Below are 23,315 nucleotides of genomic sequence, written 5' to 3' on the forward strand. Positions count from 1 at the left end.
GACCAGGACCTCGTAGAAGACGGCGCGTTTGAACCATTCGGGGTCGCGGTCCTTCGCCGGAGTGTCCTCGAAGGTGTCCGGTACGGGCTCGTTGACGATCATATGGTGGGTGACCCTCCGATCTGCGGTGCCGGTCCGACGGCGAGCACATGCGCACGGCCCGGCTCCAGTCGGACGAAGTTGGTCCTGCCCCAGTAGTACGTCTCGCCGGTCAGCTCGTCATGCACCGGCACGCACTCGTCCCGGTCCAGGCCGATTCGCGGCATGTCCAACGAGACCGTGGCCTCCTGGGTGTGGTGGGGGTCGAGGTTGACCGCCACCACAACCGTGTCCGAGCCCGTGCGCTTGCTGTACGCGATCAGGGCATCGTTGTCAGTTTGGTGGAAGTGAAGGTTGCGCAGTGCGCGCAGGGCGTCGTGGCGCCTTCGGATCCGGTTCAGGCTGGTGATCAGCGGAGCGATCGTCCTGCCCTCGCGCGCGGCCGACTCCCAGTCACGCGGCCGAAGTTGGTACTTCTCCGAGTCGAGGTACTCCTCGCTGTCCGGGCCGGCCGCGGTGTTCTCGCACAGCTCGTACCCCGCGTAGACGCCCCAGGCGGGTGACAGGGTGGCGGCCAGCACGGCCCGTGCCTCGAAAGCGGGCCGTCCGCCGTGCCGGAGGTAGCCGGGCAGGATGTCCGGGGTGTTGACGAAGAGGTTGGGCCGCATGAAGGCGGCGCTCCCGCCCGACAGCTCGGTGAGATAGTCGGTGAGCTCCTGCTTGGTGTTGCGCCAGGTGAAGTACGTGTACGACTGCTGGAAACCGACCGTCGCCAGCCTCTCCATGATCGCGGGCCGGGTGAACGCCTCGGCCAGGAAGATCACGTCCGGGTCCCTGCGGTTGATCTCGGCGATGACCCGCTCCCAGAAGACCACCGGCTTGGTGTGCGGGTTGTCCACGCGGAAGATCCGGACACCGTGGTCCATCCAGAAGCGCAGCAGCCGCACGCACTCGGTGATCAGCCCCGGCATGTCCTCGTCGAAGGCGATCGGGTAGATGTCCTGGTACTTCTTCGGCGGGTTCTCCGCGTACGCGATCGTGCCGTCGGCGCGGTGGTGGAACCACTCCGGGTGCTTCTCCACCCAGGGGTGGTCGGGGGAGCACTGGAGCGCGAAGTCGAGGGCGACCTCGAGACGCAGATCCGCTGCCCGGCGGACGAACGCGTCGAAGTCGTCGATGGTGCCGAGAGCCGGGTGGATCGCGTCGTGCCCGCCCTCCGGTGAGCCGATCGCCCACGGCACACCGACGTCCCGACGGCTCGCCGACAGGCTGTTGTTGGGACCCTTGCGGAAGGTCGTGCCGATGGGATGGACCGGCGGGAGGTAGACGACGTCGAAGCCCATCTCCGCGATGGCGGGCAGGCGTTCGGCGGCGGTGCGGAACGTGCCGTGGGCGGACGGGTCCAGCTGTCCGCTCTCCGAGCGCGGGAAGAACTCGTACCAGGATCCGAACAGCGCGCGCTCGCGCTCCACGAGCAGAGGCAGCGGCAGTGAGCGGGAGACCCGTTCGCGCAGGGGGTGGGCGGACAGGACCGAGGTCACCTCAGGGGTCAGGGCGGCCGCGAGACGGGTGGCCGGTGGCCGCGACGCGTCGCGCAGACCTTCGGCCGCCGCCCGCACCGCCGACCGTCCGCCCGGGTCCGGTACACCGGCCGCGGCGCGCTCGAGCAGCGCGGCGCCCTCTTCCAGGATCAGCCCCGTGTCGACGCCGGCCGGGACCTTGATGCCGGCGGCCAGGCGCCAGGCGGCCACCGGGTCGCTCCAGGACTCCACCAGGTACGTCCAGTGGCCCACGGAATCCGGCGTGACCTCGGCGCCCCACCGGTCGGTACCGGGAGCGAGCTCGCGCATCGGGGTCCAGGGGCCGGCCAGTCCCGTCGGATCGCGCAGGACGACATTGGCGCCGACCACGTCGTGGCCCTCACCGAAGACGGTCGCGCTGACCTGGAAGCTCTCCCCGCAGACCGCCTTGGCGGGGCGACGCCCGCACTCGACCACCGGGTGGACGTCGACGACCGGGGTCCGGTCGACCTGAGTGGGATCGACCGGGTCACGGCCGTCGGCCGGGTGTGCGTCCATGTCCTTCGCCTCCGCCGTTCTCGATCGCGCCTGCCGTTCACAGCTGTCCGGGAACCTTCCGGTCACTGCCCCGTCTCAGGGACACCCCCCGGCCGTACGGCCCGTTCGGCCGGCCTGAAGGTCGTGACCGTCCCGGGAGTCCGCGGACGGCGCGCTCCCGTCCCGGACGCGGTGGCAGAAGCCGACGCCGCCGAGGGGGCGGGCTCCGCCTTCGAAGTGCCCGAAGCCCGCGCACCGCCGCGCAGATACTGCTCGGCGGCGTCCACGGCCTCCCGCGCGCAGCGCTTCCCCATCAGGACGCACAGGGTGTACCCCGAGTTCTCGAAGTCGCCCCGCACCGCGTGGTCCATGGGGGCCACGAGCAGCAGACGTTCCCAGGCCCGGTATTCCTCCAGGTGCCTGGCGACCTCGGCTTTGGCGGGCAGCAGCATGGCGCTGGTCACCTTTCCACTCTCCAGGACTGCGCACGGGCCCGTCCGGCTGGTGCGGGGCGGGCGTGTACAGAGAGGCACCGGCCTGTCATCGAGGTCGGCGCCCTCACTCATGGTGCCTGTGTCACCACGAAGCGTCTTGTTAGCTGTTCAACTACCCCAGAAGCGGTCAGGAGTGCTCTCGTGTTGCACGAACGGAGTAGCACTCGCATCCTTGGACTTACTCAGGAGCGACCAACACTCACGCTTCGTATTCGGGGCTCGTCCGGAAAGGGCGAGAGGGAGCAGGAGCTTCGCCGGTGAGGAGCCAACGAAGATGAAATCTGCAGTTCCCTGCTACTACCACCTCGACGTCGAGGTCAGTCCGGACCGAGTGGGACAGGTCAGGCGCATCATGGCCGCCCATCTCCGGTACTGGAACCTCGAGTTCCTCGTCGAGTCCGTCTGCCACTGCGCCGAATCACTGCTGGACACCATCGCCCAGCACTCGGCCGACAAGAACACGACCGTCGAGATGTGGTGGAACGGCAAGCACCTCATCACCGCCGTCTCGGACAACGACCAGGACATCCGCCCGCACAACGCACCCCAGGGCTGTCTCGCACGAATCGCCGCCCTGAGTGACAACTGGGGCTGCTGTGCCACGGGCGCCGGCGGAAAGATCATCTGGTTCTCCTGGCGGGCCCGTTCCGCCGAACGCGCCCCCCTGGTCCCGGCCGGCCCCGTGCCGAGCCTGCGGGAGGCATGCCGGACACCCCGGGCGCTGTCGTTGCCCGTGCCCGCCTTCGCGGCGGCACGGAACGACGCGGAGGCCGCGATCACCGTACGGTGATCGGGTGCGCACCTGGACCGGACGCCCGTACCCGCTGGGGGCGTCATACGACGGCGAAGGAACCAACTTCGCCCTGTTCACCGAAGCCGCCGAACGGGTCGACCTCGTTCTCGTCGATGACGACGGTGCCTCGCGCACCGTCACGATGACCGAGGTCGACGGATACGTGTGGCACTGCCGACTGCCCGACGTCGGGCCGGGCCGCCGCTACGGCTACCGGGTCCACGGACCATGGGACCCGGACGCCGGACACCGCTGCAACCCGGCCAAGCTGCTCCTCGACCCGTACGCGAAAGCGGTCGACGGACAGATCGACAACGACGCCTCGCTCTACGAGAGGGCGGCCGACGGGCCCGATCCCGCGGACAGCGCCGGGCACACCATGCTCGGCGTGGTGACCGATCCGGCCTTCGACTGGGGCGAGGACCGTCCACCGCTGCGGCCGTACGCCGAGACGGTGATCTACGAGGCCCATGTGCGCGGTCTGACCCGCACCCACCCGGACGTCCCCGCCGAACTGCGCGGCACCTACGCGGGCCTGGCCCATCCGGCCGTCGTCGGGCATCTGACCTCGCTCGGCGTGACCGCGGTCGAGCTGATGCCGGTGCACCAGTTCACCCAGGACGGCTTCCTGCGGGACAGGGGCCTGTCCAACTACTGGGGCTACAACACCATCGGCTTCTTCGCCCCGCACCACGCCTACGCGGCGCACGGCACCCGCGGGGAGCAGGTCACCGAGTTCAAGTCGATGGTCAAGGCGCTGCACGCGGCGGGCCTGGAAGTGATCCTCGACGTCGTCTACAACCACACCGCCGAGGGCAACGAGAACGGCCCCACGCTCTCCTTCCGCGGCATCGACAACGCCTCCTACTACCGTCTGGTGGAGGGGGACGCGGCGCACTACTACGACACCACCGGCACCGGGAACAGCCTGCTGACGCGGCACCCGAACGTACTGCAGCTGATCATGGACTCGCTGCGGTACTGGGTGACGGAGATGCACGTCGACGGATTCCGGTTCGATCTGGCGGCCACGCTCGCGCGGCAGTTCCACGACGTGGACCGGCTCTCGGCGTTCTTCGACCTGATCCAGCAGGATCCGGTCGTCGGACGCGTGAAGCTGATCGCCGAGCCCTGGGACCTTGGTGACGGCGGCTACCAGGTCGGCAACTTCCCGCCCCTGTGGTCGGAGTGGAACGGCAAGTACCGGGACGCGGTGAGGGACTTCTGGCGCTCCGGCGACCACACGCTCGGTGAGTTCGCCTCCCGCCTGACCGGATCCGCCGACCTCTACCAGCACGACCGGCGCCGGCCGCGCGCGGGAATCAACTTCGTCACCGCGCACGACGGATTCACCCTGCGCGACCTCGTCTCGTACGACGACAAGCACAACGAGGCCAACGGCGAGGGCAACCGGGACGGCGAGAGCGTCAACCGTTCCTGGAACTGCGGTGCAGAGGGCCCCACCGACGACGAGGCGATCCTCGAACTCCGCGCCCGCCAGCAGCGCAACCTGCTCGCCACCCTGCTGCTCTCCCAGGGCATCCCGATGCTCGCGCACGGCGACGAGCTGGGCCGCACCCAGCGGGGCAACAACAACGCCTACTGCCAGGACAGCGAACTGTCCTGGATCGACTGGCGGTTGGACGACGAGCAGCGTGAACTCATCGAGTTCACCCGCCGTGCCGTGGCGCTGCGCGCCGCTCACCCCGTCCTGCGCCGCCGCCGCTTCTTCCTCGGCGACACGGCCACGCACGAGCGGCAACCGTTGCCCGACCTGGTGTGGCTGCGGCCGGACGCGCGCGAGATGACGGAAGCGGACTGGCGGCGCGCCGACGCGCACGCCCTCGCCGTGTTCCTCAACGGCGACGCGATCGCCGAGCCGGACCCGTACGGCGGCCCGGTGGTCGACGACTCCTTCCTGCTGCTCCTGAACAGCTACTGGGAGCCGGTCGTCTTCCGCCTTCCGGGTGCCGAATACGGTGAGCGATGGACGGCACGGATCGACACCGCCGACCCCGCGGACCTCCCCGACGAACGGGAGCGCAAGGCCGATACCGACGTCCGTCTCGAAGCACGCAGCCTGCTGCTGCTGTCCAGGTCCCCCCGGGCCGCCGAAGGGGAGACGACCGGCGGCTGAGCCGGGTGGGCCGAGCAGAACGAGCGCCGTGCACCCATCCGAGGGACACTGGAGCGGGGACCCCGGTCACCGGGGTCCCCGCAACCGGCCCCGGACCCGGGGGATGCGCATGTCCATCACGCCGGCACAGGCAGCGCGACAGGAGCTGACCGGATTCGAGGGTCAGCTGACCGGACCCGACGACCCCGGGTACGACCGCGCGCGCACGGTCTACAACGCGATGATCGACCGACGGCCCGCCCTGGTGGCGCGCTGCACCGCACCCGAGGACGTCTCAGGCGTCCTGGGCCGGCCGCAGGAGATGGCGCACCTGGGCGCGGGCTCTCATGACGACGGGATCGTCGAAGGCGCAGGCGGTCCGGGCGGCGGCCCGCCGATCCGAGAGCGGCGAGCTCTCGGCGAGGCGTTGCCCGTCGGCCCGGTCGGCCGTCACCTGCGCGTCGAACCACGGGCGGAGCGCCTGTGCTGTCCAGGTGTGGTACCCGAGGGGGTCCGCGGCGATCCGGTCGACATGGGTGGCGAGGTGCTGGGCGGCGCGCAGGCCGAGGGCCACGCCGTGTCCGAAGGTGGGGTTGGTGTGGATGAGGCTGTCCCCGGCGTTGACCAGGCCGGTGACGACGGGTCCTTCATCGTCGGCGAGTCCGGTCCAGCGGTTGTCCAGGCCGGCCATCGGCAGGACCGCTGACCGTGGTTCGGGGGCCAGGCCGAGCCAGGCGGCGGTGGCGGGGAAGCGGCGGGCGACGGCCTCGAACACGGCGGGGTCGGTGAGCGCGCCGCGGGTCGGATCACCCGTGGAGAGCACCAGGCTCACCGCGAAGGTGTCGTTGTCGGAAGGGAAGACACCGGCGAGCGCGAACGGTGCGGCCGAGCCGGTCTTCACCCGCCCGGCGTCACGGGGGCCCTCGGCACGCAGGCGGTACCAGCGGCACAGGTAGGCGATCCCGGTGCGATGGCTGTCGACCACCGGTGGGCGGCAGCCTGCCGCGATCAGCCACCCCGGCACCGGTGAGCGCCGCCCGGACGCATCGACGACGAGGTCCGCCCGGTGCGCTTGCGCCCCCACCCGCACGCCGGTCACCCGGGGCGGCCGGCCCTCCTTCACGAGGAGACCGCGCACCCGGCACCCTCCCCGCACGACAACGGTGCGCTCCCTCCGCACGGCCCTGGTCAAGGCGGTCTCCAGCACGATGCGACGGCTGCGCAGGGTCACCAAGTCCTCGTCGCCGGCCCGATGTGGCGGATGCGCCCCGAACCAGTCGAACTCGTGGTACTCCCGGGCTCCCCGTGCCAGCAGGTCCGCGTAGACGTCCGGGGTCTCGGCGCGCAGGACGGTGCGCACGGGCGCGAGGAGCGAGTGGGGCTGGACGGCCTGCGGGCATCGAGGCCTGTCCCAGTGGAAGAAGTCCCGGTTCAGGTCCTCTCCGGCCTGCCTCGCGTCCTGCTCGAACAACGTGACCGTGTGGCCCCGCCGACCGAGCATGAGCGCCGTCCCCAGCCCGCTGATACCCGCACCGATCACCGCAACCCGCGCCACTGAGCTCCCCTTCGCGTCGTGTTGCGCGACGAGCCTACTGTTCGGCGATCTTGGCGTCGGTGCCGGGGAGTCGTGCGGGCGCGCGGGGTGGGCGCGCGGGGCGGAAGAGGTGACCGCACGAGATCGGCCGTGTCGGGCGCACGGCCGGGTTCCCCGCTCGCGGCGTCGAGGCCGGCTCGGACTCCCTCGACTTCGCGCGGTCCGCCGGCGACGGGCGCGGTCGTGCCCAACTCCCTTGCGCCCGACGGTCATCTGGATGCGCGGGCAGTAACGGGACGGCCGGACGGACGGGTGACGCACCCGTCACCGGCGTGCGGGCCCGTGTTCCGGTCGACGCCCTGATGCCGTCCGTCGGCTCAGTAGCCGTCCGGCGACGGCGCGTTCTGGGCGCGGTCGACGGGCAGATGGGCGCCGGAGATCCCGCTCGACCAGTCCGAGAGGAGGAACGCCACGACCCGGGCGACCTCCTGCGGGGCGACCGGCCGACCGGTGGGCAGCTCGGCCGCCACGAACCCTGCGAACGCCTCCGGTTCCTCCCGGCGCATCCGGTCCCAGCGCCTGCCCGGGACGAGCATCGAGCCGGGCGAGACGGCGTTCACCCGGATCCCGTCCGGTCCGAGCTCGCGGGCGAGCGAGGCGGCCAGCTGGATCTGGGCTGCCTTCGCGACGCCGTACTGGACCGGCGGGCCGGGCTTCCAGCCGGAGATCGAGGAGACCACCACGACCGATCCGCCGCCCGCCGCCCGCAGCGGTGGCACCGCGGCCCGGATCAGGCGCGCCGCATGGCCGACGTTCACCTCCCAGGTCGCCGCCCAGTCCCCTGAGTCCGTCGCCTCGAGACGGCCGCCTCGGGAGCCGCCCGCGCAGGCCACCACTCCGTCCAGTCCGCCAAAACGTTTCTCCACAGCCGCGACGAAGCTCTCCAGGTGCTCCGGCTCGGTGACGTCGAGCGCCCGGGTGTACAAGGGGGCGTCCAGTGACCGCGCCAGTACGGCGAGGTCCCCGGCACCGCGCGCGCAGGTCGCGACCCGGGCCCCCTCGGCGGCGAGGAGCCGCACGATCTGCTCACCCAGTCCTCGCGTGCCACCGGTGACCAGGACACGCTTGCCGCGTACCCCGGACCACCCGGTGCGTTCGGCGGTGCGCGCCGACGCCCGGACCCCGCTCACGTTCGTCACGCGGTCGAACATGCATCCCGCACCACTACGCGCTCGCAACCGGACAACCCCGATACCCCCTGGTCGGACCGTACCCGTGACCTGTTGGCTGCTGGAGCAGCCACCGCACACGTCCCCCACCCGAGCCGCGCACGGAGGAGGATCGATGACGGCATCCGGGGCCCCGCGCCGCGAACCGCCGCACGACGTTCCCGTGCCGTCCGGCCTTCCGTCCGCGAGCGGGGTGCGCCCCGGCGAGCCCGCGGTGTTCCCCGTGGTCCCGCCCGGTCTCCTGCGGGCCACGGTCCCCGCCCAGGCCTCGCGCGCGGCGGGCGTACGGACGCTGGTCGCCGAGTGCCTCGCCCGCCTGCGCCTGCCGCCCGAGCCGCTCGACAACGCCGTCCTCGCCACCGGTGAACTGTTCGCCAACGCGGTCGGACACGGCAGTTCGGGCCCCGCCGACACGATCACCGTCACCCTCGAGCGCACCGGGCACGAACTGCGCGTGACGGTCGCGGACGCCTCCGCCGTCCTGCCGCGGCCACGGACGACGGACCCGGCCACGGAGTCGGGTCGCGGCCTGGCCATCGTGGCCGCGCTGTCCGACGACTGGGGCATCGCACCGCCCGACCCCGGCACCACGGGCAAGAAGGTGTGGTTCACACTGGTGCTCCGCGGTATGCCGTGAGGGGGGCGCCGACCGAGTCACGGGGGTGGGCGCGGCCGAACTGCCCCGACGGCGGGCCCTGTTCGGCGACTGCGCCCGCCACGCGCACCGCCCGCCACGCGCACCGTGCGCGAGCCTCACCTGGTTCTGGGGACGACCGCGCTCCGGGCGGCCGGTCCCCAGCGGGGGAGCGTGAAGGCCGGACCGGGGTACGCCACGGTCATGTCACCGGCCACCCGTGCCCATTCGGGTGAAAAGCTCGGCGAAACCGGTCGCCGTGCCTCAGGGCGAGCCATGTTCCTTTCAAGGAAGAAGGCATGACGGACGGAACGGGGCATCGCGGTTGAGGCGTATCGGAACGATTCTGGGCACAGTCGCACTCACCGTGCCGGCAACCACCGTCGGCGCTCACGCCGCGGCGGTCGCCTGCGGCGGAGGCGTGTCGACCGGCCGTGTTGCCGTCAATGGCTGTATCAGCGCCCAGCGGGGATCTGTCGGCAGAATCCCCACCCGGGAGATCACGGCACACATCAAGGCGCGTAACACGGGAACAAAAGGACTGAACGTCTCCTACGAGGCATTCTTCCGCGTCGTCGACGGTGGCCACTGGGTGAAACTGGGCAGCGGTCGCGCCTACGTCGGGGCGGGCGAAGCCGTCGGCCCTGCCGAAGTGGGAAGCACGACGCGGGTGTGCGGCCCCGTGAAGGTGGAGATCCGTGTACACGCTCGGGCGGACGGTGCCGCCTGGAGCAACTGGTCTCCCGCGTCCACGAGGCAGTGCCAGACCTGAGCGGCTGAACTCCCCCCGGCGGCCTGACAGCCTCGACAAGGGTCATCGATGCCACCGCTCGAGCAGCGGCACGGCTCAGATGCGGACTCCGAACTGGAAAGGCATGTTGCCGATCGACTCGTAGCGGACGAGCGCGCCGGTGTGCGGGGCGTGCAGCACCTGGCCGCCGCCCGCGTACAGCCCGACGTGGTGGTGGTCCCCGTAGAAGATGACCAGGTCGCCGACCTGCAGATCGCTCTGCGAGTAGATGCGGGTACCCGCGTTGGCCTGGGCCTCCGAGGTGCGGGGGATGGAGACATCGGCCTGGGCGTAGGCCCAGGAGGTGAGGCCCGAGCAGTCGAAGGTGCTGGGGCCGGCGTGGGCGTAGGAGTACGGGGCGCCGATCACACTCACCGCGGCGGCGAACGCGGCGGCCGCGCGTCCGGAGGCGGCCTTGGTGTGGCCGAGGTCGACACGCTCGTTGGCGCGGGTGGCGCGCTCCTGGTCCTGGGCCGCGAGAGCCGCCTTCTCCTTGGCCGTCAGGGAGTTGAGGAGCTTCTGCGCGGAGGCGAGCTTGCCCTGGACTTCCTGCTTCTTCTTCTTGAGCTCGGCGCGGGTGTCGGAGAGGTCCTTGAGCTTCTCGGACGCTTCCTGGCGCTGCTGGGCGAGCTCGCGCTGCTTCTCCTGGACCTTCTTCAGCGCCTCGACCTGCTGACCGCTCAGCTGGTCCATCGCGGACGCCTTGTCCAGGTAGTCGTCCGGGTTCGAGGAGAGGAACAGCGCTATGGAGGGGTCGATGCCGCCGGTGCGGTACTGGGCGCTGGCCATCGAACCGAGGGCGTCACGCAGCTGGTTGAGCTCTTCCTGGCCGCGGGCGACGTTGTCCTGCAGGGTGCTGATCTGCTTCTCCAGCTTGTCCTGCTTCTCCTTGGCCCCGTCGAGCTTCTCGGTGGCCTGCTCCGCCTCCTGGTAGAGGGCGTCGACCTTCGACTTGACCTCGTCCTTGCTCGGCTTCTCGCTGGGCGCGGCGTTGGCGGCGTTGGCGCTGAGGGCCACGGCGGCCGCCGCGACGGTGGTGAGCACGGTCACACGCGTGCGGCTCGGCTGCTTGGGTCGACGGTGGGACGCCACGAAGGCGAGCTCCTTCTTCGTCCGGCCGCCTGCCGAGACGTCAACAAGCGGTGTCCCTCCGCCGTCACTCCCAACGAGCGAACACCCGAGCAAAGGTTCGGATGTGAACTCTAGTGACCTGGTCGTGATCAGAGCAAGTGGCGTTGTGACAAATGCCGTTCGATGTGAGGGGTATGTGATGGTGTCCGAGGAGGGTCTGCCACTCGATGGCCGACGTCCTCGAAGGGGCTGAGCATCCCGCTGAGCACGCGGACACAGGTGTCCGCGTCCGCGGCGCCCGCCGGACCCCGTGACGGCACGTGCTCCCGGGTGACCGCGGCCTCCACGGCTTCACCTCGCGCTCCATGGCGTCACCCACCTCGGGCTACTGGGCGTTCCGGTGCAGGTGAGCGCGTAGCGCGAGGGCCAGGTGATCCGCCTGTTCGGCCGTTACCCGCTCCTGTTCCGGCCCCCGAAGCAGCTCGAAAATGCCCGGCCCGCGGTGTTCCGGGCGCAGATCTGTCATGCGCGGCACGATGTGGAAGTGCACGTGCGCGAAACCCTCCGCCTCGGCGAACTGGACGACATAGGTCTTGGCGCAACCGGTGACGCCGCGCAGCGCCCGGGAGAGCCTGACCTGCCACACGCCCAGGGCGGATGCCTCCGCGTCGGTGAGGTCATGGACCGCGGTGACGTGGCGCCGGGGCAGCAGCACCAGCCAGCCGCGCACGGCGGTGTCGAAGACGTGGGCCACCCGCCAGAGTTGGTCGTGCACCACGCGCTCGCGTGGCGGGAGGCCGTCGAACCCTGCTTCCATGCCGCACGTGTAGCAGTCGGGAGTCGTCATGGACCGAGATCGTAGATCTGGCCGTGCCGCCACGGATTCGAGCGCTTCCGCGCGGGAAGTCCGGTGCTGAGGACTAAGGGGAGTGACTCGGCACGCCGGTGACGGTCGGCCGACGCCGAATCCTGAGGAACAGTGCGACTCCGGCAGCGAGGACGACCAGGCCGACGGCCAGCAGGATCCAGGGGTCGAGCAGACCCTCGGTGCAGCTCCCGCCGCCGGCGGAGGTGGTGCAGTGGGTACCGGGACCATCTCGATTGAGGTAGGCGAGAAGGAACAGCGGCAGGCTCGCACTCGATACCAGACCGGGCAGGCAGCGAAGGGCCCCGCGTCGCGTCGCCAGCGCCACGGTGGCGATCAGGGGGATCGGCAGGATGAAGACCCCGATCGACAGCACGGTGAGCAGGGCGAGCAAGTAGCCGGACCCGGTCAGGAGCCATCCGGTGAAGAACAGCCAGTCACGTCGGTCGCTGGTGATTCCCACGGCACCCCCCTCTACAGATGATGCCACCACGACTGCCGCTCCAACCTGTCCAGTTCGCGCTCTGCCCAGGAATCGAACCCTGAACTGACGGCGTCGTCCTCGACGGGTGGGATCTTCCCGCCGACCGCCTCGGCCCACTGACTTCCACGGGCGGACCGGGAAGTCGAATGCCGCACGAGCAGTCCCTCCCCGACGAGTTGGCGCCCGACCCGCACGGCGGGCCTGTCCTGTGGGACTCCAGGCACCCGGAAGGCGGGGCGGGCATAGACGTTCGCGACCGTGGGGACCGGCGGGTCACGCAGCCAGGTCACGCCCGGCGGAGGGTTCTCACGCAGCCACCCGGGAGCCTCGTCCGGGTGATGGATCGTGAGGATCATCGCGAGACGTCCGCCACCGTAGTGGGGCTCTGGTTCGGTGACCACGGCCACGTAGACGCGGGTGTGCGGGGCGCTGTCCGGTCCGTCGACCTCACACACGACGACCCGGCCCACCGTGGTGATCAAGGGCTGCAGTCGAACTCTCAGCATGATCTCAGCATCGCAGGTTCCACACCGCGTGGATCACCCGTTCCCCTGCGGCGCGGACTCCTGCCCGGTCATGACGGCCTTCGGGGACGCTCGCACGTCGGGTCGAACCCCGCCGCCGACGGGGGAACCGTGCCGCCGTCGTCACGGCCACCACCGCGCTACGGGAGAGGCGGGGGTCCGAGGAGCGGGAGGGACGCGGTCACGGTCAGCCGCATCCCACCTGGGCCCGGTCCTCGAGGGTGGGCAGGCCGTCGTCCCCGCCATCGCGCTGCCGCCGGATCCCGCTGTCGCTCAGGCGCTGGACCGTGACCATGGCGGCGTCGTCGTTGAGCCGCGTGTCCCCGCCCACATGAGCGGTCAGACCGTCGAGAATGTACGGGAGCAGCTCATCCAGGTCCCTGTCCGGCCATGCGGCGATCCGGTCCTCGAGATCGAAGAAGCGGCCCTTCGGGTCCCGGGCTTCGATGACGCCGTCGGTGTAGAGGAGCAACAGCGCTTCCTCGGCCAGGGGCAGCACGGTCATGGTGTAACTCTGCGTGCCGCTGCTGTTCAGTCCGAGGGGTGGCGCGGGCCACCGGGCCGGCACGGGCCGGACCGTGTCGCCCTCGACCAGATAGGGGGGAGGGTGGCCGCAGTTGATCATCCTGACGCACGAACCGTCCGCGGGTATCTCCAGCAGGAGCGCGGTGATGAAGCGCTCCGCGACATCGGGGTCGGTGGCGGCCACCTCCTCGAAATGGGCCTGCACGGCTTCTTCGAGGAGGGCCATGAGGTCGGCCAGCGACGGTGTCCGGCGGGCTGAACTGCGGAATGCCCCAAGAAGCGCGGCCGCGTCGTCCACCGCCGCAAGGCCCTTTCCCTTGACGTCTCCGATGAGGAAGCGGACAGCGTCGTCGGAGGAGGAGACGGCGTACAGGTCGCCCCCCACGCGTGCCTGGGGGTGGGAGGCCCGGTACTCCGCCCGGATGCGCAGCGAACCGATGGACGGGGGCATGGGACGTATCAGGACTCGCTGAACGGCCTCGGCGACGGCCCGTACTCCGAGCAGTTCACGGGTGGACCGTTCCCGCAGGGTGCGGAAGGTGATGACGCACAAAGAGACGAGAGCGATCGCCACCAGGTGCACGACGAACGTGGAGGTGCCGAAGAGCCCGTCGTGCCCGTCGAGCACGACGCACGCGCCACAGGAGAGACCGGCGATGGTCGCCGTGACCCGTGCTCCGGCGAGTGCGGCCGTGGCCGCGGGAACCGTGGCCATGAGTGAGCCGAGGTGTTCCGATGTGGGCAGCATGAAGCCGAAGCCCAGGATCGCGGCGATCATGGCGATCGCGAAAAGGAACGGCCCGTAACGGCTGGCGGTCAGCGTGTGCCCCGCCGCCCTCATCCGCGCCGATCGTGCCGTGCGGGGCGGAGCCGTACGGCCGAGCCGCGGGAACCGGGCGGTTGGTGCGGCGAACCGCGAAGTCTCGTCGAAGCGCGCGGTCCCGGTGCGGCTCTGGCGGTGCTCAGAGCGGCTCTTGCGGGCTCTGAGCGCACGCGGCCCGGACTGGTCCACCATCTGCATCTCCGCTACGGCGATCCTCGGGACGACCGGCCCGCGCGGAGAACCGTGTGCGCATGACCGTGCGTCTGGGCGGCCGGAGGAGCGGCAGCGTTTCCTGTGCGCTGCCCGGCTGCGGCCGCTGCGTTCGTCCCGCACGACGACTGACGAGACGGCCGTCTGACCGCTCCGGTGTGGGGGCGAGCGCTCTTGCGAGGCACGCGTACACCGGGGACCACAGGGTGGGTCCACGCTGTCCGGGCCGCCGGGTTGCCGGCGACTCGGGACGCCCTGGCGTGCGGAGCCTCATTCCGGCCAAGGGTAGAACCGGAGGGCTGACTTGCGCAAGAAAGTCTGCTTTTGTCCCTCGGGACCGGATCGGGCCGTACCCGTCCACGGGGCTCCCGGCCCCACGCGTTCCGTCGTCCTCGCGGCCGTGCCCGCCGTACGAGTGATGCGGGCCACGACGGAACGGGACCTGGGTGAGGCACTTCGGGCCGGGAGGGACTCCGAGACCGCTTCCGGCCTCTGCGCGGAGGGATGCTGAACGAGCCGTCCCGCCCGCAGACGTGGTGGGGCACACCCGTGGCCGAGACCGTGGGGCCCTCCGGCCGCGATCGAGGCCCGTGAGGCCCGACGACGTGAGCCTCGCAGTCCGCCGCCGTCATTGAAGGAGTTCCGCCGATGAAGACCGTCACCCACTGGATCGGTGGCAAGCCCTACGGGGATGGTTCAAGGGCCTTCGGCGCCTGGGGCCCGGTGACCGATCCGGCGAGCGGAGAGGTCACCACAAGGGTCGCGTTGGCGGGCGCCGACGAGGTCGACGCAGCGGTGGCCGCCGCGAAGGAGGCATACGCCACCTGGCGCACGTCCTCGCTCGCGCAGCGGACCGCGATCCTCTTCCGCTACCGCGAGCTGCTGAACGCGCGCCGCGACGACCTCGCCGCGCTGATCACCGCCGAACAGGGCAAGGTCCACGCGGACGCGCTGGGCGAGGTGGCCCGGGGCCTGGAGATCGTCGAACTGGCCTGCGGACTCGGCACGGCCCTCAAGGGCGACATGTCCACGGAGGTGTCGAACGGCGTCGACGTGACGTCGGTCCGCCAGCCGCTCGGGGTGATCGTCGGCATCTCACCGTTCAACTTCCCCGCCATGATCAGCATGTGGATGTTCCCCATGGCGATCGCCTGCGGGAACACGTTCGTCCACAAGCCGAGCAGCAAGGCCCCGTCCGCGTCCATGCTCCTCGCGGAACTCGCGGCCGAGGCCGGCGTGCCGGACGGTGTGCTCAACATCGTGCACGGCGACGAGGTCGCGGTGAACGCGCTGCTGGACCACCCGGACGTGGCGGCCGTGTCGTTCGTGGGCTCCACACCGGTCGCCCGCCACGTGTACGGCAGGGCGTCCGCGAGCGGCAAGCGTGTCCAGGCCCTCGGCGGCGCGAAGAACCACATGCTGGTCCTGCCCGACGCCGACCTCGACGCGGCCGCCGACGCCGCGGTGACCGCCGCCTACGGGTCAGCGGGCCAGCGCTGCATGGCCGTCTCCGTGGTGGTTGCGGTCGGCTCGGCGGGAGACGCGCTGGTGCCCCTGATCGCCGAGCGCGCCGCGAAGGTCAGGATCGGCCCGGGCAACGACCCGACGTCCGAGATGGGCCCCCTCGTCACCAAGGCGCACCGCGACGAGGTCGCGGACTACGTCGCGGGCGCGGCCGCCCAGGGGGCCGACGTGGTGCTCGACGGCAGGGACTTCACCGTCGAGGGCCTCGAGAACGGGCACTGGATGGGGATATCGCTCCTCGACAAGGTCGGCACCGACTCGGACGCCTACCGGAACGAGATCTTCGGCCCCGTCCTGTGCGTGCTGCGCGCGGAGACCTACGAGGAGGCCATGGACATCATCAACGGCTCTCCGTTCGGCAACGCCGGCTCGGTCTTCACCCGCGACGGCGGCGCGGCCCGCCGCTTCCAGCTGGAGGTCGAGACCGGCATGGTCGGCGTGAACGTGCCGATGCCGGTGCCGGTGGGCTACCACTCCTTCGGCGGCTGGAAGGACTCGGCCTTCGGCGACCACCGCATGTACGGCAGCGAGGCCGTGCACTTCTACACGCGCGGCAAGGTCATCACGAGCCGCTGGCCCGACCCGGCCGAGACCGCTACCGGCCCGGACCTGGGTTTCCCCACGTCCCGCTGACCGTCGCAGGGCGGCACCCACCGGCCCCGGCGATCGGGTCCGGTGCCGGTGGGCGAGCGGATACGGGCGGTGCGCCGCGACGCCGGAGAAACGTGATGTGCAGCACGCGCGGAATTGTCCCGCGAAGGCACGGGCACGGGTTCTGGCTGGGCACGGCTTGATCGCCGATCTACGAGGGCAAAAACGCTGGCCACGGCATGTTCCACTCATTTGACACCCAGTTGAGGGCACAGATAGGAAACAGCTCTCTGAGGTGGAGAGGTGGACTGTGCACGAGCCGAACGTGGTCGGGGACTGGCAGGAGTACGACGAGCATGCCGGCCTGCGTGTCCGCGTCCACGGCGTGGAGACGGCGGAGCCGCCGCGGGGACGCGACGACGCCGCCGAAGGCCTGTCCTACTTCCGCTGCCGTGTGACCGTCGAGAACCGCTCCGGTGAACACTTCGGTATCCACCTGGAGGACGGCCAGATCGACATCCGTATCGGCCCCGACGGCGAGAGCGCCTTCCTGGACTGGCGCAACTCCCAGTTCATCGAGGGCTATGACGTCTACCCGCTGCGCCGGGCCACCGCGGTCCTCTACGCCGCGGGTCCGGAGGCATCGCTGCCCCGGGTGGACATCCAGATCCAGCTGAAGGTCGACGACGAGTGGACCGACCGGTACCTCTGGGCGGGCGGTATCGATCTCTCCGAGCGCTTGGCCGACGCCGACACCCGCGCCGGTCTCGGCGGGGACACCCTCGCCTGCCAGGTGAGCAACTTCCTCAAGAAGGAAGCCGGTTCCTGACAGACGGCGCGCACGGCGTCGCCGGGCTGTCCGGACGGCCGGCCCGTCCGGTCGGCCGTGACGCGCCGGTCAGGCGGCGCGGGCGGCGGTACGGCGGGCGGCACGGCGCTCCGTCGTCCAGTAGAGGAGGGCCAGCACGGGCAGGGCGGCGCCGAGCACACTGACGGCGGTCCAGCCCGCCGCGTGGTACGCGATCGAGCCGAACTGGGACCCGAGCGCGCCTCCGATGAAGAACGTCGCGATGAAGGCGCTGTTGAGCCGGGCACGGGCGTTCGCGTCGAGCTGGTAGATGGTGTGCTGGCCGAGGATCAGGGTGGTCTGGACAGCCATGTCGATCAGGACCGCGGCCACCGCGAGCAGGGCCACGTGTTCCTGGCCGAAGCCCGCCGCCGCGAAGGCCACGGCCGCGACGACGAACGCGACGCCGGTCACGGGACGCACGTGCCCCCGGTCCGCCCAGTGCCCGGCGAACGGGGCGACGGCCGCACCGGCGGCACCCACCAGGGCGAACAGACCCACTCCGACGGGGGAGTAGTGGAAGTGAGGGCCCGTCAGGACGTATGACACGGTCGTCCAGAACGCGCTGAACGCACCGAACATCGCCGCCTGGTAGAGGCCGCGGCGCAGCAACACGGGGTGGGTCCGCACCAGTTGGAACGTGGAGCGCAGTACATGGGTGTACGGGATGGTCGTGGTCGGCGCGTGCTGCGGCAGTGCGGCGCGCAGCGCGAGGGCCAGCAGCGCCATCAGGACGGCGGAGCCGAGGTAGACCACGCGCCAGCCGGCCACGTCGGAGACCAGACTGCTCAGGGTGCGGGAGAGCAGTATGCCGGTGAGCAGACCGCTCATCACCCGGCCGACGATCCGGCCGCGGGCGTGATCGGGGGCCAGGCTCGCCGCGAAGGGGATCAGGATCTGGGCGACGACCGAGGTGCCACCGCTGATCAGGGACGCGATCAGCAGCATCGGGAAGTTCGTGGCGAGGCCTGCCCCGACCAGGGCGAGCGTGGTCACCGTCAGCAGTACGGTGATCAGCTTGCGCTTCTCCAGCCGGTCGCCGAGCGGCACCAGGAAGAGCATGCCCAGGACGTAGCCGACCTGGGTGACGGTGATGAGTCCGCCGGCGGCCGCCGTGCCGACGTGGAAGACGTCGCGGAGCGAGGACAGCAGCGGCTGGGCGTAGTACAGGTTGGCCACCGTCATACCGGATGCGACCGCGAAGAGCGCGACCAGCCATCCCGGTACGCCGTGCGCGGTCGTGCCGGTGGCGGTCGGGTCCGAGCGCTTCAGTTCGGGGGATACGGACACGGGCACCTTTTCGGGAAGGGGAACCGGTGGGACGGTTCGGGGACGGACCGGGTGGCGGCGGAACGGCTTCCTTGTCGCTCGCATGGTTGGCTCAGCGCCGCGGGAGCCCCATTGCTTCCCCCGTCGAGACGATGATCGAAGATGTCTGTCATCTCCGGCGGAGATGCGTGCGTCCGGGGCGCGCGAGGGACGTCTGTGCGGGGGGACGAGCGGCTCCGTCTTCGCTCAGGTCATGTGCCGCAGCAGCGCGGCGACGGCCGGCGGCGCCTCGCCCCGCGGCCGGACCACCATCACCTTCCAGCTCGGCGCGTGCCGGTCGAACCGGTGCGTCCGCAGGTCGGGGAAACGGGTGGCGATCGAGCCGGGCATGACGCAGACGCCCAGGTCGTTGCGGACCAGCTCGGACGCCGCCACGATGTCGTTGACCTCGAAGGTCGGCTCGCGCTCGACGGCGGCGGCACGGAACGCCCGGTCGACGGAGAGCCGGATCGCCCAGCCGGGCGTGAAGTCGACCAGCGGCAGCCGGGCGGCCTCGGCGAGGGTGACCGTCCCCGCCGCGCCGGATCCGGCCAGCGCCCGCTCCGGCGCGGACACCAGCACCATCTCCTCGTGGGACAGCAGCCTGGTGACCAGCCCGCGCTGCTGCTGGCGGTCGAGGGCGACCACGGCCAGATCCACCGTCCCCTCGCGCAGCGCCTGGCGGATGTCGGTCACCGCCGCCTGCCGCAGCCGCACCGAAACCTCCGGATGCTCCGCCCGCAGTGCGGCCAGCGGCAGGTGAAGATCGGCCCACACACCCTGCATCGTGCCGACCGTCACCCGTCCCCGCAGCCGTCCCTGGACGACGTCGACCGCCGACCGGGCCTGTTCGGCGGCCCGCAGGGTCGCCCGCGCCGCCGGAACGAAGGCCTCACCGGCCGGGGTCAGCGACACCCGGTGCGTGGTGCGGTCGAACAGCGCCGTGCCCAGCTCACGCTCCAGCGCGCGCACCGTGCTCGACACGGCGGACTGCACCACGTGCAGCCGCTGCGCCGCCGCGGTGAAGCCGCCCTCCTCGGCCACCGCGACCACGACCTCCATCTGCCGCAGATCCATGTGCTCTCCCGACGCCGCGGATCATCCCCCATGATGATGACCTCCCGCCGACGGTGCCCCGCGCTCCGGACGCCGCCGGGCCCGTCACGTGGTCGGGCCTGTCACGCCGTCGGGCCTGTCACGCCGTCGGGCCTGTCACGCCGTCGGGCCTGTCACGCCGTCGGGCCCGTCACGTGGTCGGGCCTGTCACGTGGTCGGGCCCGTCACGTGGTCGGGCCGTCGCCCTCCCGCTCCTGGTGGGAGTAGCGCTGTTCCTTCCAGGGGTCCGCGAGGTTGTGGTAGCCGCGCTCCTCCCAGAATCCGCGTCGGTCCGCGGTCATGTACTCGATGCCGCGCAGCCACTTCGCGCTCTTGTAGCCGTAGAGGTGCGGTACGACCAGGCGCAGCGGGAAACCGTGCTCGGCGGTGAGCGGCTCACCGTTGTGGTGGGTGGCCAACAGGGTCTGCGCGGTCGTGAAGTCCGCGAGACGGAGGTTGGCCCCGTAGCCGTACTCGGCCCAGGCCATCACATGGGTGACCTCGGGGGCCGGAGGCGCCAGGTCCAGCAGGGTCGTGGCGGCGATGCCGAACCACTCGTGGTCCGTCGACGTGGGGCCCGTCGCGCAGTGCAGATCGGCGACGACGGTGATGTGCGGAAGCGTGGTGAGGTCGTCGAAGGACCACGAACGCTCCTCGCCCGCGACGGTCGCGCCGAAGACCCGCAGGTCCCAGCGCTCCGGGCGGAACCTGGGAACCGGGCCGTAGTGCGAGACGGGCCAGCCCTGCACCCTGCGCCGGCCCGGAGGGACGGGGTGGGGCGCACTCGGTGCGCCGCCGATCGCGCCCGGTCGGTAGCCTGTCATGCTCCGGCTCCCCTCTCCTGCGGCCGCCTCTCCACCTGTGCAGGCCAAGCGTTCACTCCGGGTGACGCCGCGGCAGGGGTGCGGCCTGTCCCGACGTGGGCGCCGCCGCTGTTCACGGCGTTCGCGAGACCTGTGACGCGCCCGACCCGGGCACCCGGCCCCGACACCGCGCGTGAGCGCCGGGCCCCTGAGGGTGCGGCGGACGGAAATCCGGTGGAGCCGCCGGGGAGTCGCTGGTTAGGGTCGCGGAATGAGTACTCGCACCTTCCGTGTCACCGTGCGCGGTGTCTTCGACGGGCTCGACACCGATCAGCGATCCGAGCTCCTGGCACGGGCGGCGGAGCACGACGTGCTGCGCGCGGCGTTCACCGCGGAGGGGCACCTCAGCTACGACCTGGCCGCACGCTCCGCCTTCACCTTCCGCTTCCTGGACTCGGGCGAAGAGGAGGAGGACATCCTGGAGGCGACCGAGCGCGCCGAAGAGGCGGCGAAGGCGTGGCTGACCCAGCGCGGCTACCCCTTCAAGAACCTCAGGTCCAGCGCCGAGGATCTCTCCCAGGCGCCCCTGGGGAAGCGGCAGCGCCGCGCCGCGGCCGCGAAGTACTCCTGATCGCATGCCGCCACCGAGGTGTCCCGGGCCGGGGCGGATCCTGGGTGGCGGGCGGCCCCGGTATGACGTCGCCGAGTGAACGACGGGCTCCCACGCCAGGACTTTTACCGGTTACATGGTGATCGTCCACTGTGTCGCAGGACCCATGAAGGGAACCGTCATGCGTTTTCGGAAGCTCGGCAGCTCGGACCTGGAGGTCTCGGAGATCTCCCTCGGTTCCTGGCTCACCTACTCCGGAGGCATCCAGGCCGAGCAGACGCGCGCCTGCACCGAGGCCGCGTTCGACGCGGGCATCAACTTCTTCGACACGGCCAACGTCTACGGCCGGGGCGCGGCCGAGTCCGCCTGGGGCGAGATCCTGTCCCAGCACCCCCGTGACTCGTACATCCTGGCGACCAAGGTCTGGGGGCAGATGTCGGACACCGACCAGGGCCTGTCGGCCGACCAGATCGGCAAGCAGATCGACGCCTCGCTGCGGCGGTTGCGGACGGACCACGTCGATCTGTACCAGGCCCACCGCTTCGACGTGACCGTGCCGATCGAGGAGACGCTCGAGGCACTCCAGAAGGTCGTGCGGCAGGGCAAGGCCCGCTACCTCGGTTTCAGCGAGTGGACCCCCGAGCAGATCCAGGCGGCCGTCGACATCGCGGGGCCCGAGCTGTTCGTCTCGTCGCAGCCGCAGTACTCGATGCTCTGGCAGGCGCCCGAGGCGGAGGTGTTCCCGGTGTGCGCGGCCAACGGCATCTCGCACATCGTCTGGTCCCCGTTGGCGCAGGGCGTGCTCACGGGCAAGTACAAGCCGGGACAGCCGCTCCCCGCCGACAGCCGTTTCGCCAACGACGCGATGAGCGGCTCCAAGGACCTCGTCCTCAACGACGCCGCGCTGGAGGCCGTGCAGCGGCTCGTTCCCGTGGCCGAGGGCGCGGGTGTGAGTCTGCCGACCCTGGCGCTGGCCTGGGTGCTGCGCCGCGACGAGGTCGCCTCGGCGATCACCGGAGCCTCGCGACCGGAGCAGGTGCACGCCAACGCCGCGGCCGCGGGCGTGCGTCTCACGGACGACGTACTGGCCGCGGTGGACGCGGCGCTCGGCGACGTACCGCTCCGGCGCCCGACCCTCGCACCGTTCGCGGCCGAGGGTGTCCTGCGCCGCTGAGGACCCCTGCCACCGCCTCCCGTCCGCCGTCCGAGTGCGGCGACGCCACGAGGGGCGCACTCGACGCAGTCAGAGGGCCTCGAGGAGTCGCTCCGCCAGGACGGCGGCCGAAGCGGGGTTCTGCCCGGTGAACAGGTTGCGGTCCACCACCGTGTACGGCTTCCACATCTCGCCGCGGGTGAACTCGACCCCCAGGTCGTTGAGTTCGTCCTCCAACAGCCACCTGGCCCTGGAGGCGAGCCCGACGGCGTTCTCCTCGTCGTTGGTGAAGGCCGAGACCCGGTAACCGGCGAAGGGGGAGACGCCGCGGATCCTGGTGGCCAGCATGGCGGCCGGGGCGTGGCAGACCACGGCGAGGGGTTTGCCGGAGGCGAGCGCCGCGGTCAGCAGCCGCCCCGCGTCGGCGTCGACACACAGGTCCTCCATCGGACCGTGACCGCCGGGGAAGTAGACGGCGTCGTAGTCCTCCAGCCGGGCGTCGGCCAGCTGGATGGGCCGCCGCATCTCCTCGGCGGAGCGGATGATCGCTTCCAGATCGAGGGCGGTCTGCGCGCCACCCGCCATCTCGGGACGCAGGCTCATCATGTCCACGTTCGGAACCACCGCCCCGGGGGTGGCGACGACGATCTGATGTCCCGCTTCGGTGAGGGCCTTGTACGGGGCCGCGAACTCCTCGGCCCAATAACCGGTCGCGTGCCGGGTGCCGTCCTTCAGCGTCCAGTACGTCGCTCCGGTCATCACGAACAGCAGTTTCGCCATGGTGGGTCCGCCTCCTCGTCTCTGGTCCGACACCGCCGCGGGAAACGTGCGGTCCCACGCCTGGCGGCGCCGGTGCGGTGGGACCGTGATGACCGCGGAGTCTCCGGGCTCGTGGGCCTGTGCCCGCGAGCGATGCCGTCAGGGCGAGGGCGGTGGCACATCGTCCGGGACCGGGGCGCCGTCCCCGTCGTCGCTCGGGACCGGCCGCGGGATGAGCCGATCCTCGAGGGCGTCCATCCCGAAGAGAAACGCCATCATGAGACCCGGCGCTAGCAAAGCAAGCATGATCACAGGACCTCCCCAGGGGGTAGTCAAGCTGTGGGCCGCCGTGGTGCCGCTAACTGAGTATGGGCCCGTATGGCGTAGCACGCATGTCGTGCCCGGTGACCGAGAGTGAGCTGGTCGGGGCCCCGCCC

21 protein-coding genes are annotated in these 23,315 nt (G+C 70.9%); 8 read left to right on the forward strand and 13 right to left on the reverse strand.

The genetic code is table 11. From position 1 onward, the window contains the following. Nucleotides 1-98: 98 nt before the first annotated feature. Nucleotides 99-2,117 (reverse strand): alpha-1,4-glucan--maltose-1-phosphate maltosyltransferase, encoded by a 2,019-nt coding sequence (locus ACFVTC_RS25230; RefSeq protein WP_390130563.1) that lies wholly within the window; start codon nucleotides 2,115-2,117, stop codon nucleotides 99-101. A gap of 62 nt (nucleotides 2,118-2,179) precedes the next feature. Further along, entirely contained in the window at nucleotides 2,180-2,548 is a 369-nt protein-coding gene (locus ACFVTC_RS25235) for a DUF5133 domain-containing protein (protein ID WP_390130885.1), read from the reverse strand. A gap of 316 nt (nucleotides 2,549-2,864) precedes the next feature. Here ACFVTC_RS25235 and ACFVTC_RS25240 point away from each other — a divergent pair, with 316 nt between their 5' ends. Both ACFVTC_RS25240 and glgX read left to right on the forward strand, forming a co-directional pair. Beyond that, nucleotides 2,865-3,380 (forward strand): pep a2, encoded by a 516-nt coding sequence (locus ACFVTC_RS25240; RefSeq protein ID WP_390130565.1) that lies wholly within the window; start codon nucleotides 2,865-2,867, stop codon nucleotides 3,378-3,380. 4 nt (nucleotides 3,381-3,384) lie between these two features. Continuing rightward, nucleotides 3,385-5,520: a glycogen debranching protein GlgX gene (glgX, locus tag ACFVTC_RS25245; RefSeq protein WP_390130567.1), complete on the forward strand. Its 2,136-nt coding sequence runs from the start codon at nucleotides 3,385-3,387 to the stop codon at nucleotides 5,518-5,520. Nucleotides 5,521-5,794: 274 nt separating this feature from the next. On the opposite strand, the gene ACFVTC_RS25250 is transcribed toward glgX, so the two are convergent. Together ACFVTC_RS25250 and ACFVTC_RS25255 are read right to left on the reverse strand one after the other, a co-directional pair. Beyond that, a complete protein-coding gene (locus tag ACFVTC_RS25250) occupies nucleotides 5,795-7,054 on the reverse strand; it encodes an FAD-dependent oxidoreductase (RefSeq protein WP_390130569.1) in 1,260 nt (419 codons plus the stop codon). A 356-nt stretch (nucleotides 7,055-7,410) separates the two neighbouring features. Next, nucleotides 7,411-8,223, reverse strand: coding sequence for an SDR family NAD(P)-dependent oxidoreductase (locus ACFVTC_RS25255; protein WP_390130886.1), 813 nt, complete (start codon nucleotides 8,221-8,223; stop codon nucleotides 7,411-7,413). 154 nt (nucleotides 8,224-8,377) lie between these two features. Between ACFVTC_RS25255 and ACFVTC_RS25260 the strand changes: the two genes are divergently transcribed. After that, complete coding sequence (locus ACFVTC_RS25260; protein WP_390130571.1) at nucleotides 8,378-8,899, forward strand: ATP-binding protein; 522 nt, start codon at nucleotides 8,378-8,380, stop codon at nucleotides 8,897-8,899. A gap of 364 nt (nucleotides 8,900-9,263) precedes the next feature. Further along, nucleotides 9,264-9,668: a hypothetical protein gene (locus ACFVTC_RS25265; RefSeq protein ID WP_390130573.1), complete on the forward strand. Its 405-nt coding sequence runs from the start codon at nucleotides 9,264-9,266 to the stop codon at nucleotides 9,666-9,668. A gap of 75 nt (nucleotides 9,669-9,743) precedes the next feature. Here ACFVTC_RS25265 and ACFVTC_RS25270 read toward each other — a convergent pair whose 3' ends face one another. The 5 genes from ACFVTC_RS25270 to ACFVTC_RS25290 form a co-directional block, all read right to left on the reverse strand. Continuing rightward, complete coding sequence (locus ACFVTC_RS25270; protein WP_390130574.1) at nucleotides 9,744-10,778, reverse strand: NlpC/P60 family protein; 1,035 nt, start codon at nucleotides 10,776-10,778, stop codon at nucleotides 9,744-9,746. Between the two features lie 364 nt (nucleotides 10,779-11,142). Beyond that, a complete protein-coding gene (locus tag ACFVTC_RS25275) occupies nucleotides 11,143-11,604 on the reverse strand; it encodes an HIT family protein (protein WP_390130576.1) in 462 nt (153 codons plus the stop codon). 73 nt (nucleotides 11,605-11,677) lie between these two features. After that, nucleotides 11,678-12,085: a hypothetical protein gene (locus ACFVTC_RS25280; protein ID WP_390130578.1), complete on the reverse strand. Its 408-nt coding sequence runs from the start codon at nucleotides 12,083-12,085 to the stop codon at nucleotides 11,678-11,680. An 11-nt stretch (nucleotides 12,086-12,096) separates the two neighbouring features. After that, nucleotides 12,097-12,612, reverse strand: a complete 516-nt coding sequence (locus ACFVTC_RS25285) for a hypothetical protein (RefSeq protein WP_390130580.1) — start codon at nucleotides 12,610-12,612, stop codon at nucleotides 12,097-12,099. A gap of 205 nt (nucleotides 12,613-12,817) precedes the next feature. Next, nucleotides 12,818-14,170, reverse strand: a complete 1,353-nt coding sequence (locus ACFVTC_RS25290) for a PP2C family protein-serine/threonine phosphatase (protein WP_390130582.1) — start codon at nucleotides 14,168-14,170, stop codon at nucleotides 12,818-12,820. 666 nt (nucleotides 14,171-14,836) lie between these two features. Here ACFVTC_RS25290 and ACFVTC_RS25295 point away from each other — a divergent pair. Further along, nucleotides 14,837-16,345, forward strand: coding sequence for a CoA-acylating methylmalonate-semialdehyde dehydrogenase (locus ACFVTC_RS25295; protein WP_390130584.1), 1,509 nt, complete (start codon nucleotides 14,837-14,839; stop codon nucleotides 16,343-16,345). Between the two features lie 268 nt (nucleotides 16,346-16,613). Then, nucleotides 16,614-17,132 (forward strand): hypothetical protein, encoded by a 519-nt coding sequence (locus tag ACFVTC_RS25300; RefSeq protein ID WP_390130586.1) that lies wholly within the window; start codon nucleotides 16,614-16,616, stop codon nucleotides 17,130-17,132. Nucleotides 17,133-17,201: 69 nt separating this feature from the next. Here the strand turns inward: ACFVTC_RS25300 and ACFVTC_RS25305 are convergent, their stop codons facing one another. The 3 genes from ACFVTC_RS25305 to ACFVTC_RS25315 form a co-directional block, all read right to left on the reverse strand. Then, nucleotides 17,202-18,440, reverse strand: coding sequence for an MFS transporter (locus ACFVTC_RS25305; RefSeq protein WP_390130587.1), 1,239 nt, complete (start codon nucleotides 18,438-18,440; stop codon nucleotides 17,202-17,204). Nucleotides 18,441-18,665: 225 nt separating this feature from the next. Beyond that, on the reverse strand, nucleotides 18,666-19,535 hold the full coding sequence (locus tag ACFVTC_RS25310) for a LysR family transcriptional regulator (RefSeq protein ID WP_390130589.1): 870 nt from the start codon (nucleotides 19,533-19,535) through the stop codon (nucleotides 18,666-18,668). A 203-nt stretch (nucleotides 19,536-19,738) separates the two neighbouring features. After that, nucleotides 19,739-20,377, reverse strand: coding sequence for a molybdopterin-dependent oxidoreductase (locus ACFVTC_RS25315; RefSeq protein WP_390130590.1), 639 nt, complete (start codon nucleotides 20,375-20,377; stop codon nucleotides 19,739-19,741). Between the two features lie 250 nt (nucleotides 20,378-20,627). On the opposite strand from ACFVTC_RS25315, the gene ACFVTC_RS25320 reads away from it, so the two are divergent. Next, entirely contained in the window at nucleotides 20,628-20,987 is a 360-nt protein-coding gene (locus tag ACFVTC_RS25320; protein WP_390130592.1) for a DUF6204 family protein, read from the forward strand. A gap of 160 nt (nucleotides 20,988-21,147) precedes the next feature. Beyond that, nucleotides 21,148-22,140: an aldo/keto reductase family protein gene (locus tag ACFVTC_RS25325; RefSeq protein WP_390130594.1), complete on the forward strand. Its 993-nt coding sequence runs from the start codon at nucleotides 21,148-21,150 to the stop codon at nucleotides 22,138-22,140. Nucleotides 22,141-22,209: 69 nt separating this feature from the next. Here the strand turns inward: ACFVTC_RS25325 and ACFVTC_RS25330 are convergent, their stop codons facing one another. After that, a complete protein-coding gene (locus ACFVTC_RS25330; RefSeq protein ID WP_390130596.1) occupies nucleotides 22,210-22,899 on the reverse strand; it encodes a type 1 glutamine amidotransferase domain-containing protein in 690 nt (229 codons plus the stop codon). Nucleotides 22,900-23,315: the final 416 nt, after the last annotated feature.

Source organism: Streptomyces sp. NPDC057950, from assembly GCF_042887295.1.
GTDB classification, from domain to species: Bacteria; Actinomycetota; Actinomycetes; order Streptomycetales; family Streptomycetaceae; genus Streptomyces; species Streptomyces kaempferi.